11 protein-coding genes, 1 tRNA gene and 1 pseudogene are annotated in these 11189 nt (G+C 62.0%); 7 read left to right on the top strand and 6 right to left on the bottom strand.

Annotated elements, in window-relative coordinates:
• Positions 1–282 precede the first annotated feature (282 nt).
• A pseudogene (locus AC1D2L_RS13200) lies at positions 283–495 on the top strand (IS6 family transposase); the annotation flags it as partial.
• A gap of 90 nt (positions 496–585) precedes the next feature.
• Here AC1D2L_RS13200 and AC1D2L_RS13195 read toward each other — a convergent pair.
• Positions 586–771 (bottom strand): hypothetical protein, encoded by a 186-nt coding sequence (locus tag AC1D2L_RS13195; RefSeq protein WP_476846333.1) that lies wholly within the window; start codon positions 769–771, stop codon positions 586–588.
• A gap of 241 nt (positions 772–1012) precedes the next feature.
• Positions 1013–1089: transfer RNA gene (locus AC1D2L_RS13190), tRNA-Arg, on the bottom strand.
• A 486-nt stretch (positions 1090–1575) separates the two neighbouring features.
• On the opposite strand from AC1D2L_RS13190, the gene AC1D2L_RS13185 reads away from it, so the two are divergent.
• Genes AC1D2L_RS13185 through AC1D2L_RS13170 form a run of 4 tightly spaced genes read left to right on the top strand, consistent with a single transcriptional unit; the run spans position 1576 to position 4720 of the window.
• Positions 1576–2589 (top strand): glycosyltransferase, encoded by a 1014-nt coding sequence (locus tag AC1D2L_RS13185; protein ID WP_476846332.1) that lies wholly within the window; start codon positions 1576–1578, stop codon positions 2587–2589.
• A complete protein-coding gene (locus AC1D2L_RS13180; RefSeq protein ID WP_476846331.1) occupies positions 2586–3572 on the top strand; it encodes an NAD-dependent epimerase/dehydratase family protein in 987 nt (328 codons plus the stop codon). Before AC1D2L_RS13185 ends, AC1D2L_RS13180 begins: the two co-directional genes overlap by 4 nt.
• Before the next feature lie 6 nt (positions 3573–3578).
• Positions 3579–4286 (top strand): class I SAM-dependent methyltransferase, encoded by a 708-nt coding sequence (locus AC1D2L_RS13175; protein WP_476846330.1) that lies wholly within the window; start codon positions 3579–3581, stop codon positions 4284–4286.
• On the top strand, positions 4283–4720 hold the full coding sequence (locus tag AC1D2L_RS13170; protein WP_476846329.1) for a GtrA family protein: 438 nt from the start codon (positions 4283–4285) through the stop codon (positions 4718–4720). Before AC1D2L_RS13175 ends, AC1D2L_RS13170 begins: the two co-directional genes overlap by 4 nt.
• 121 nt (positions 4721–4841) lie before the next feature.
• Here AC1D2L_RS13170 and AC1D2L_RS13165 read toward each other — a convergent pair whose 3' ends face one another.
• Positions 4842–6554 (bottom strand): hypothetical protein, encoded by a 1713-nt coding sequence (locus AC1D2L_RS13165; RefSeq protein ID WP_476846328.1) that lies wholly within the window; start codon positions 6552–6554, stop codon positions 4842–4844.
• A gap of 383 nt (positions 6555–6937) precedes the next feature.
• On the opposite strand from AC1D2L_RS13165, the gene AC1D2L_RS13160 reads away from it, so the two are divergent.
• Together AC1D2L_RS13160 and AC1D2L_RS13155 are read left to right on the top strand one after the other, a co-directional pair.
• Entirely contained in the window at positions 6938–7732 is a 795-nt protein-coding gene (locus tag AC1D2L_RS13160; RefSeq protein WP_476846327.1) for a hypothetical protein, read from the top strand.
• 5 nt (positions 7733–7737) lie between these two features.
• On the top strand, positions 7738–9219 hold the full coding sequence (locus tag AC1D2L_RS13155) for a M48 family metalloprotease (protein ID WP_476846326.1): 1482 nt from the start codon (positions 7738–7740) through the stop codon (positions 9217–9219).
• Between the two features lie 155 nt (positions 9220–9374).
• Here AC1D2L_RS13155 and AC1D2L_RS13150 read toward each other — a convergent pair whose 3' ends face one another.
• The 3 genes from AC1D2L_RS13150 to AC1D2L_RS13140 form a co-directional block, all read right to left on the bottom strand.
• On the bottom strand, positions 9375–9980 hold the full coding sequence (locus AC1D2L_RS13150) for a CarD family transcriptional regulator (RefSeq protein WP_476846325.1): 606 nt from the start codon (positions 9978–9980) through the stop codon (positions 9375–9377).
• Positions 9981–10365: 385 nt separating this feature from the next.
• Positions 10366–10701 (bottom strand): ferredoxin FdxA, encoded by a 336-nt coding sequence (gene fdxA / locus AC1D2L_RS13145; protein WP_476846324.1) that lies wholly within the window; start codon positions 10699–10701, stop codon positions 10366–10368.
• Positions 10702–10861: 160 nt separating this feature from the next.
• On the bottom strand, positions 10862–11173 hold the full coding sequence (locus AC1D2L_RS13140) for an RNA-binding S4 domain-containing protein (protein ID WP_476846323.1): 312 nt from the start codon (positions 11171–11173) through the stop codon (positions 10862–10864).
• Positions 11174–11189 lie beyond the last annotated feature (16 nt).

The raw sequence follows: 11189 nt of genomic DNA, 5'->3' as shown, positions 1-11189 counted from the left end.
AGGCAGGCATCAGAGCGCGCTGATAACGGACCTCTCTGACTGGACTAGAGATGAAGACAATCGATCGGAACAGAATCTTAGACGGATTCACCAGGGTCTAAGATGCGCCAAGCGCCAAGGAAATCCAGCATCCCCGCGAAACGCACTGAATGATATCTTACTTTGACTATACTGTTTGGATCCTCGATGTGATATATGCGCCTCTCCCACAGCGTCTACGTTACGTTAGCCCCAGCGTGGCGACCGGCGGCTTAGATTGCCGGGCATGAGCGTTGGGCCCGCATCAGCTACAAGCGACACCGTTTCCCGCCGGCGATCACCACACACGCGTTGTGGCTTTGTTTGCGCTTTCGCCTCAGCCTTCGCCTGCTGGAGGGGATGTTGCTGAAGCGCGGCATTGCCGTCACCTACGAAACGGTGCGGCGCTGGGCGAGGACGTTCGGACGGGACTACGCCAGCCGCCTCAAGCGCAAGAGTTCGTCACGACGCCAAATGCGCCTCCTCGCGCCCGCCGGCAGCTAACGTGACAACGGCCGTTGAGGAGGCAATCGCGCTCCATCGTCATGAGGAACTCGGCTGCGCTGGTCAGCCATTCGGCCGGCCGCTCGGCAGCACTTCGAGGGGATGATCGACACGCTTTTTGCCGCCGTCTTCGAGCCGCCGAAACAAATGGACCGGCAGGCGCCCGAGCATCTCGGATCGCACCGCCACGCCTCGGGCTATTGGCGCGGCTTCCCCGGCCTTGAGCGGAGTGACGTCGATCACGAACAACTTCAAGGCCCTAGTACCGAAACGCACCGCACTGCATGGCGCGCCATGGGGGGACGCTCGCACGGCAAAGATTCTGTTGGATATCGGCTCACCATGTGGCGCGATGTTGCCTGGCCCCGCCGGAGCCATGCTTTGGGCCATTGAGATCAATCAGACCGTGTTGCGAGCCGATGCAACACGCATTCGCGCTCTATTCCGGCACGACGCGACCACTAAATCACTGATTACAATGAAAATTCTCTGGCGTCCCGGAAGGGATTCGAACCCCTGACCTACGGTTTAGGAAACCGTTGCTCTATCCTGCTGAGCTACCGGGACGCACGCAAGCCGGTCTCTAACACGGTCCTCGCGAGCGTTCCAGAGGTAAGCCCCTTCCGAGGACACGCGTCCGACCTTGCCGTGATTGGCAACCGGCGGATGACGAAAGAGCGCGCTGCGACGGCTGGAACGCCAAGGGCATGAACGCGTCGCCCGCGCCCGGTCACAGCCGCAAGACATCTCAGCAAACAACAGGGCCGCAGCCAGAGCGACATGTCTAGCCGTCAACCCGGTCCGACATCGACGTCGACGACAACCGCCTCACCTCTACGGCGGCCCGCCCGCAGCGACCACGAGTGCCGCACCGCGCGCAGTGGGATAGTGTCTTTTGGACCACCCCCGGGAATGACCTAAGATCCGAGCTTGCGCAGCCGGAACGTAGGTATGGTTTTGTACTGGATCGGTGGATCGCAACCATGCACAGAGGAGCGACCTTTCTTTGGCGAACTATCGCGCTGGAGAGAGTGATAACCTAGGATCGATTTTATGGCGTCCGACTCTCCCATCACCATCTCAGTCGTCGTGCCGGTCTATTCCGGCGAGGCATTCCTACCTGATCTCGTCGCGGAGTTGGAAAAGGTCAGAAGGAGTTGGCACGAACGCGGCGCGCCGATGGATCTTACCGAAGTGATCCTGGTCGACGATTCTGCGATTGATGGCTCGCCTGCGTTGGTGGATCGCCTGGCCAGCGACTATCACTGGGTCACAGCGGTCCATATGATGCGCAACTTCGGCCAGCACGCAGCGACCATCGCGGGGGTTCTTCACAGTTCAGGCGACTGGGTCGTGACGCTGGACGAGGATCTGCAGCATCCGCCATCAGAAATCGAGGCGCTGTTGCGAGTAGCAGTCCTCGAAGGAGGCGATATCGTCTATGCAAAGCCCGCGAGTGCGGTGCATGAGGCGCGCTCGCGCGACTGGGGCTCAAAGGGTTTCAAGCGGCTCATGGTGCTGCTCACGGGGAACCCGAACGTGGTTCACTTCAACAGCTTCCGGTTGCTTCGCGGTTCGCTCGCGCGCGCGGCCTCGAGCGTGTGCGGCTACGAGACGTATTTCGACGTCGCTCTGTCGTGGTTCACGAAGCGTATCAAGGTTCGTTCGATCGAGCTGAAGGACCAGCGCTTTATCAGCAGTGGGCGCAGCGGGTACAGCTTCTCGAGGCTCTTGACGCATGCGCGCCGCATGGTGATGTCCAGCCAGGTCAAGCTTCTGCGCCTGTTCGGCTTGATCGGGATGTTCATCGTCGCGGCCAGTCTGGCCGGAGCGGTCGCACTCCTCGCGCAGAAGATGTTCTCGCCTGAATCGATTGCCGTGACCGGCTGGACGTCCTTGATGCTTACGATCCTGTTCTTCGGAGGGTCGATCACCTTCATGAGTGCATTGGCGTTGGAATATCTGTCGACATTGGCGCTGGCCGCCCATGGCAAGCCAAATTTCTTTTCCGTCGATCGATCGATCGATGAGCCTCTCGCTCGCTATTTCAACTCTGAAGCGAGATGATTTTAATCGTCCGCCCGAAGCCCGGCGCCAGCCACGCGATCGCCCTGTTCGGGGTGGGCCTGATCGGGGGAGCCATTCTGCGTGCGCTGATGAAGCGCGGCGTTACGTCGCTTGCTGATCTGCCGCTGAATTGGAAGGATCGCCCTCAGCGGTCCCTGGACCTCCTATCCCTGACCCATGCTATCAATTGCCAGTTCGATCGAGCCCCGCTCGCGCGCCTGGACATCGTCTGGGCTGCTGGCAAGGCGGGCTTTGGAGCGGGCCGTGAGGAGCTGGGCGCCGAGTTCGAGGCTTTCAGGGATATCTCGAAATGGGCCCAGGAGCTTCCGCTCCATCTGCCGCCAGGTACGAGCCTGGGATTCCATATGCTGAGTTCGGCCGGAGGCTTGTTCGAGGGCCAACGCTTTGTCGACAGCACCACGCTTCCAAGACCCCATCGCGCTTACGGGGAAGCCAAGCTGGAGCAGGAAGCAACCGTAGAGGACCTTCGGAACACGATGGTCGCTCACATCTATCGCCCGAGTTCCGTCTATGGCTTCAGCCGTGAGGGCGGGCGCTCCGGCCTGATCAATACGCTGATCGAAAATGCAAAGAAGCATTCGGTCTCACGCATCTTCGGCGGGCTGGATACGGTCCGGGACTACATCCTGGCGTCCGATATCGCGGAGTTCGTTGCCAACAAGATCACCCAGCCTGAAACGGCTTCGCAAACGTTTCTGCTGGCGAGTGGCAAACCCGCATCTGTCAGCACAATAGCGCAGATCGTGACTAAAGTGGTTGGAAGTCCCCTCTATCTCAAGCTAGACGTTCAGCCATCGAACGCCAGTCACATCACGTTCCGGCAATCGGCGCTACCCGAGGGCTGGCGCCCCACCGATCTGGAGACTGGCATCAGGTTGGTCGCGCGTCAGCTTTCTCTGTCTTTCGAGACCGGGGCGAGGCGCTATCTCGCTGGGCCGACAGCCCGGCTACGCGAAGGTTGAAACGCTATGGATCCGCAGCAGGCGCAGACGGCAAGGACGTTCGACACCTACAAGGATACCTACTCGGATGCGGTCGATGCCTCCGTGTCTTTCACCGGCTTGTCAGCGGATTTCTTCACGCGGGTGAAGGCCGACTATATCCTCGACATCACGCGCGCTCAGCGAGGCGATCCGAAGCGCTTTTCGGCACTCGATGTGGGCTGCGGCGTCGGAAACTACCATTCCCTGCTCTCTCCGCATTTCGGGGCACTATCGGGTGTCGACATTTCGAGCGCCTGCGTGGAGACAGCGCGGGGGCGAAACGCGACGGTGGACTACAGGGTCTATGATGGCGTGACGCTGCCCTACGAAAGCGACAGCTTCGATGTCGCCTTCACGATCTGTGTCATGCACCATGTGCCGCCGTCTCAATGGCCCAATTTCGCCCGCGAGATGCGCCGCGTACTCAAGCCCGGCGGCTTGGCCCTCGTCTTCGAGCATAACCCGCGCAATCCTCTCACGATGCGCGCCGTGAACCAGTGCCCCTTCGATGCCGATGCCGTGTTGCTGCGCAGCGACACTTCGGAGAAGCTGTTCCGGGACGCGGGGTTTGATCGTGTCACCTCCCGCTACATTCTTTCGGTTCCTCCTGCGAACCGTTTTCTGCGCCGCATCGACCAACTCTTCGCCAGAATCCCGTTCGGCGGCCAGTATTATGTGGCGGCGACTGCGTGAGCCAACTCGCGAACTGGTTGAGAAAGCAGTCTTCATCCGACCAGCTTGTCAGCAAGGCGCTTCGATTCGGACTGGTTGGCGCCCTGAGCAGCGCCATTTTCTCAATTGTAACGGCGGCCTGCGTCAGGTTGTGGGGCATTGATCCCAAGCTTGCCTCGATAGCGGGCTATCTGGCATCGATGCCGGTGAACTTCGTGTGCAATCGGCGGTTTTCGTTCCGCTCCGAGGGCACGCTCACCCGCGATCTAAGCCGTTTCATCGGCCTTCACGCCGGTAATATCGTCCTGACATCGCTGTCGATGGGAGCAATCGTCGATATCCTGGGCCTACACTATCTCTTCGGCGTGGTCGCAGCCGTCGTCCTGGTCCCCCTGGTCAACTTCTTTGCCTTGAACTGGTGGGTTTTTGGCAGGACAGGCCTCAGTCGAGACTAACTGTCTTGACGTCACTACGGTCCCAGATCGCGACTGCGGTCTCGAGAACCGACCTCGGGATGAGGGGGGCAGGTTCACCCGCTTGCTTCGGCCAAATATCGAGAAGACCCGATCCCTCAGCCTATCGAAGCAGATTGAAGAACAACTTCGGCCCAGAGGGTTGGCCAATACTGGGCGCGCCAATCATTGCTGTCAGTTCCGCCACAACGGACGCGCCATTATCCGCGTAGCCTCGCCTGTCGACATAGATGCCAGCGAAGCCCAGCTCCTTGATTTTGGCGATTTGATCCGCCAGGGGCTTCGACGAGAGATCTCGGTAGAAATGGTCGGCCGCGCGTCCCCTCATCCCGCCGGAACTCCACCTCAGCCGCTTGGAATTCAAGAACCCGGTGAGATGATCATACGTTCCCAGCGCGTTCAACGGGCCCACCTCAGGAAATGCCAAATACGGCAACTGGTAAATCGCCGACCGCAGGGGAACGTGCGCTTCGATAGCGCGCATGAAATCACGATCTTGCTCGAAGACAGAACGGTTGGAGAAGGCGACAAACGATCCCGGGGCCGGCGTCTGATCGGCAAAAGCGACGGCTGTCAGAGCGAAAACCGCGCCGATCGATACCACACCGCGCCTGCGACGGAGCAATGCGTCAACTGAAAGCATTACGGAAAGTATCGCAAGGAATGCGATAAATATACTTATTCGATCCCATCCACGTATCATTGGAGAGACGAAAATAGCAAAAAGTACGTTGAGCCCCCCAACGGTCGCAATCAGTAAGAGCGAACCGGTCAGCAGCACAAGAAAACGCGCACGTTTATCAATGATGTGCCCCACCGATTGCCGGATGAAAGTTGCTCCCATCAGGATCAACCCGATCACCCCGATCAGTCCAATCGAGCCATTCGTATTTGAAAGTGGGAACTCCGCGGCATACTGATGGCCCATTTGAGCCAACGATGGAACCTGATGAAAATGATTGGGCATGATCATATGCATCAGTTTCAACGAGAACATTTCTGTCTCGCTCGCCACTCTTTGAGCAACATCCGGGTTTTTCCCGTGCTTAAGGGTGTACCAGACACTTGGAGCGACGTTGCAGGCGACCCCAACAGAAATCGCAGCGACACAAGATAATGCGGCGATCACCGGCCACCGACTTCGGGACTTCACCGCGCCAGCCAGGCCGCATATCACGATGACGATGACGCCAAAGAATGCGAAATACACGCCGAAGCAACTAGCGAGCGCCAGCGCGAGAAAAGCTTTTATGCAATTCGACCGGTTCGGCCTCTGGTCGAGACCGAGCGTCAAAAATCCGAGATAAACGTATAAAGGAACGACAAAATACCAAGTGTAAAATGTGTGCCCATAAAACATTCTCGCGAAATGGTACGGCGTGAATGTGAATAGAAACGCACCGATAATCGCCGTCATTCGCAGCAGGGAGAACCGTCGCAGAACTATGAAGGTGACGGCAAAAGTAACGGCGAACCCGAGCAGGAAGTAGGCGTTGGCAGCCTGGACGTATCCTCCGAGCGCCTTGCCCAGAAATTTTGCGACGAGCAGGTTTCCTGCGTCCGACCCCGGAAAATCAAACGATGGAGAGCCGAAAGGAAAACCGCTTCTCGGGTTTTCGTATATCCACCCTTCGATCACGCGCTCGGTCATCCAGTACTGCGCGAGCGCATCGCCAGCGTAAATATAGGGGTACGATAGGTTAGGGATCAGGCCACGCGGCCATCCCGTCATGACGATGCTCGCCACAAAGAAGCTGGCAACAGCTCCGAGGGCAGCGCAGATAACATCCCAGCCCATGGTCGGGAAACGGCTCAAATGTTCGTTGCGTAGAGCGCCAACGCGCCAACGCCCAAACACAGACTGAGGCCTACTAGACGACAATATCTCACCCCGGATGACCGCCCCGGCTCCGCCGAAGACAATTTTCTGATGAAGCGGGCGATCATGGCCGCGCGCCATTCATTGCGTATAGGGCCAAGCCCTCTACTCGGGAACCGGCACGATCAGTATTTCGTACGCGGCTACGGCGGCGTGATGGCGTATTAGCTCGCTCAGCGGGTTTCCAAATGCCGGCACCTAGGTCAAGGGACCCGGGCCACGCCGCGCTCGGCATCGATCGAAATGCATCGGCGCCACAGACCCGTTGCTCTATCGTGTTGAGCTACCGGGGCGCGCGGGAAACCGTGTAGCATGGGGGCATGCCGGTGAAGCCTCTGATCCTCGCTTTCGTGGCCGCTTCGTGCTGGCCGCTGCCCGCTCGGGCGGCCGAGGTCTGCGCCGGGTTCCCGGGCGACACGCAGGCGGTACGCCTTGCCGGGCTCGATGCCGCGGGCGATCCCATCCTGGCCGATGGTCGCAGCCTGCGTCTCGTCGGACTGGCGCCCCGCCAGGACACCGCCGAGGAGACGCGGTTCGGCGCCGGGATCGCGCATTGGCGGGACCGCGAGTTGAGGCTCGTCGCGGCCGGCGCGCCCGATCGCTGGGGACGTCTCCCCGCCCGGCTCATCGTCGCGGGCGATGGCGGGCAGGTCGAACCCCGCGATCTCGCCACGCTGATGATCGCGGACGGGGCCGCGACCCGTTTGCTCGAGGCCGCCCATTCCGGCTGCGGAGTCCCTGCCCCGGCCGTCAGGCAACTTGCGAGGGCGGGGACGCAGGCCCTCGCCCCCGCTCAGCAACCTGTCTCCGCCGGCTCACTCGATGGTCACGATGTCGCCGCCTTGAAGGCGCATATGGGGCGGCTCGTGGTCATCGAAGGGCGCGTCGCTTCCGTCGGCGAGCGGGCCCAGCGGACCTATCTGAATTTTTCCCGGCGTCGGGCGGAAGCCGGGGCCATTGTGATGCCCCGGAGGGTTTGGCGCGAGATGCAGGTTGCCGGCTGGACCAAGAGCGGGCTGAGCGGTAAACGGGTCAGGGCGCGCGGCATCCTTTCGGGGCAGGACGGCCTTCTGCTCGACGTGACGTCGGCGCTCGCTCTGGAGCTGATCGACTGAACCGCATGCTGATGCCCTGGCGACATCGATATCGTTCCGCCTCGATCCGGCTTGCCTTGCTGGCCGTGCCGGCGCTGCTTCTGGGCGGCTGCATCGGAGACCAGACCGCGCTGCTCGCGCCGGCCTCCTCCCAGGGCGAACTTGCTCCCCGCATCAGCCCGATCCAGCGTGCGGCCGATCGCGAGCATCAGCGCCTGCTTTCGGCCTTTGGCGGCGAGTATCGCGCGCCTGCAGCCCGCGCCGCCCTTGGCGAGGTCGTCCAGCGGCTTGCCAAGGCGAGCGACGGCCAGATCGGAGCCTACGAGATCACCATCCTGAATTCGCCGGTGGTCAACGCGTTCGCCCTTCCCAACGGCCGCCTCTATGTCACGCGTGGCCTGCTGGCGCTTGCCAGCGACACCGCCGAGATCGCCTCTGTGCTGGCCCATGAGATCGCCCATGTCACGGCCCAGCATGCCGTCGAGAGAGCCGAGAAGGAGGCGGAATCGGCCCTGGTCAGTCAGGTCGTGTCGCAGGTCCTGAAGGACCCGACGGCGGGCGCCGCAGTCCAGGCGGGCTCGCGGCTCTCTCTGGCGCGCTTTTCGCGGCAGCAGGAACTGACCGCCGACCAGATCAGCGTTCGCAACATCGCGCGTGCCGGCTACGACCCCTATGGCGCCAGCCGCTTCCTGGCGGCGCTGGGCCGCAATACCGCCTTCCGCAATGCGGGACAGGGCCAGAGCGCCGAGGACAAGCGCCTCGACATCCTGTCCAGCCACCCTTCGACGCCCGAGCGCGTCGCCGCGGTCACTGCAGCCGCCCGCCAGATCGGCGCACCCGGCATCGGCGAGAGTGATCCCCGGCAATGGCTCACCGCGATCGACGGCCTTGCCTTCGGCGACGATCCGCGCGACGGCGTGGTGCGGGGGCGGCGCTATCTCAACAGCGCCCTGCGCATCAGCTTCACGGCGCCCGAAGGTTTTTCGCTCGAATCCGCCCGTGACATGGTCATCGGCATCGGGAGCAATGGCAGCCAGGCCCTGCGCTTCGATTCCGTGACGCTGAAGCCCGACCAGACGCTGGCATCCTATGTCTCGTCGGGCTGGATCGACGGCGTGCAGACGGGCCCCGTGGAGACCCGCGAGATCGCGGGCCTGCCGGCGGCGGTCGCGACCGGCAAGGGTACGGATTGGGTCTTCGGGCTCGCAGCGATCCAGGCCGGCGACCGGGTCTATCGCTTTATTCTCGCGGCGCGCGGCGGCAGCGACCCCGCGCGCCCGATGCAGGCGCTGATCTCCAGCTTCCATGCGCTCACCCCCGGAGAGGCGCAGGCAGCCCGCCCGCTGCAGATCCGCATCGTCACAGCTGGGGCCGGTGATACCACTGCCAGCCTGGCCCAGCGCATGCAGGGCCAGGACCGGGCGCTCGAGCTGTTCCAGGTCCTCAACGGGCTCGACCGCAACCAGGCGCTCGTACCCGGTCAGCGCTACAAGGTCGTGGCAGAGTAGCCCCTCGTCGCGCCATCTTGGCGAACGGAGCGAAGCGATCCAGGTGGCGCCCATGGGCGTTGCATCCATCGCTTGCTCGCTGCGCTCATGCCAAAGCGACAAAAAACCCGGCGGTTGCCCGCCGGGTTCTGGAATTCTCGGTCAGAGGAGCCTGATCAGGCGGCCTCTTCCTGGATGTCGTCATTGTCGCTGTCGGCCTCGCCTTCGGCGACTTCGGCGACTTCGCCCTTGGCCGGGCGGCGCGGCGACTTGGCGAGCTGACCCTCGATCTTCTTGAGCGCCTCGGTCTCGGTCACATCGTCGACAACGGCGATCTCGCGGGTCATGCGATCGACAGCGGCCTCATAGAGCTGGCGCTCGGAATAAGACTGCTCGGGCTGGGCCTCGGAGCGATACAGATCGCGCACGACCTCGGCGATGGCAACGAGATCGCCCGAATTGATCTTGGCCTCGTATTCCTGGGCCCGGCGCGACCACATGGTGCGCTTGATGCGGGCGCGACCGGTCAAGGTGGTCAGGGCCTTGGCGACGCTCTCGGCGTCGGCGAGCTTGCGCAGGCCGACACTGGCAGCCTTGGCGGTTGGCACCCGCAGCGTCATCTTGTCCTTGGAGAAGCTCACGACGAAGAGTTCAAGCTTGAAACCGGCGACTTCCTGTTCCTCGATGGCCGTGATCTGGCCGACGCCATGCGAAGGGTAGACGACGAATTCGCCCGTCTTGAAACCCTGGCGCACAACAGCTTTCTTCATCACCGTGGACATGCCGTTACGACTCCTGACCGGACCGCTAAACGCGGGCTCGCGATTGTCCGTTCCCAGCCGGATGGCCGGAAACACTCTGCCTGATGCCTGAAAACCGGTTAGGGCCCGGTGCCACGCCTCACGCTTCCCTAGTCGGTCGTTTCATGCGTGCACCCGGCGACAACGAACGACTGAGCACCGGCAACGCGCCGGACGCTGGCCTCGTTCGTAACAAAGGGAGCGCCCCGTTTGTTGGACCTCGCAGGGGCATGCGGAACGAAATCGACTGTTTATATGCATAGCATAAAAAACACGCCGAATCAAAGGTAAACGCCGCTAGCCCGCGACAGCGTCCGCTGCAAGGCCTGATTGGTACCGCTCGCAAATCCTGACGCAGCGTCAGATATCAGTCGCCTTCGCCCGGCTCCGCCGAGAACTGTTCGAGCTTGCCGGCGACCCCATCGAACGCCTTGGCGTCGGGCGGCGCGTCCTTCTTCTGCGTGATGTTGGGCCAGCTCGACGCATATTTCGAGTTGAGCTGGAGCCAGCTTTCCAGCCCCGGCTCGGTATCGGGCTTGATCGCTTCCGCCGGACATTCGGGCTCGCAGACGCCGCAATCGATGCATTCGTCGGGATGGATGACGAGCATGTTCTCGCCCTCGTAGAAGCAGTCGACCGGGCAGACCTCGACGCAGTCCATGTACTTGCACTTGATGCAGTTCTCGGTGACCACATAGGTCATAGTCGCCAGTCCTTCTTCATCGGCTCGACAGCCTCATAAAGCCCCGACGCGTGCGGGTTTCAAGGCTGAATTGACCGCGCTTCGGAGCTGGAAGTCCTCCGGAAACGCTGCTGCGTAGATGGTTCGCCCGCGATCGGGTCGACCTGAACGCCTGCGGGACTTACGCGTCCGGCTCCTGCCCCGCAAGCGACGGATCGCCGCGTTCGCCCTCGTCCAGCCTCTCATAGAGCAGGCGGGCCTCCTCATAGGGCCCACGCCGCTCACCCAGCATCAGCAGCCTGACCACGATAGTGGCGTGCGGCAGAGCGAGTGTCAGGACGTCGCCGAGCTTGAGACCATGGGACGCGGCCTCGACCCGGCGCCCCTCGACCCGCACATGCCCGTCCTCCACCAGACGCACGGCTGTCGCGCGTGTCTTGGCGAAGCGCGCGAACCAGAGCCATTTGTCGAGGCGCTGACGATCAACGCGCAAGAGCCGCCTTTCCGTT

The sequence above is a fragment of the Allobosea sp. P1_B10 genome (genome assembly GCF_056406735.1).
The sequence above is the reverse complement of the archived record's forward strand: the minus strand, read 5'-3'. Positions and strand labels throughout refer to the sequence as shown.

Coding starts and splice junctions, on each gene's coding strand:
- AC1D2L_RS13160 (WP_476846327.1), top strand. CDS start 6,938: ATGCCGGTGAAGCCTCTGATCCTCGCTTTCGTGGCCGCTTCGTGCTGG.
- fdxA (WP_476846324.1), bottom strand. CDS start 10,701: ATGACCTATGTGGTCACCGAGAACTGCATCAAGTGCAAGTACATGGAC.
- AC1D2L_RS13180 (WP_476846331.1), top strand. CDS start 2,586: ATGATTTTAATCGTCCGCCCGAAGCCCGGCGCCAGCCACGCGATCGCC.
- AC1D2L_RS13175 (WP_476846330.1), top strand. CDS start 3,579: ATGGATCCGCAGCAGGCGCAGACGGCAAGGACGTTCGACACCTACAAG.
- AC1D2L_RS13155 (WP_476846326.1), top strand. CDS start 7,738: ATGCTGATGCCCTGGCGACATCGATATCGTTCCGCCTCGATCCGGCTT.
- AC1D2L_RS13185 (WP_476846332.1), top strand. CDS start 1,576: ATGGCGTCCGACTCTCCCATCACCATCTCAGTCGTCGTGCCGGTCTAT.
- AC1D2L_RS13150 (WP_476846325.1), bottom strand. CDS start 9,980: ATGTCCACGGTGATGAAGAAAGCTGTTGTGCGCCAGGGTTTCAAGACG.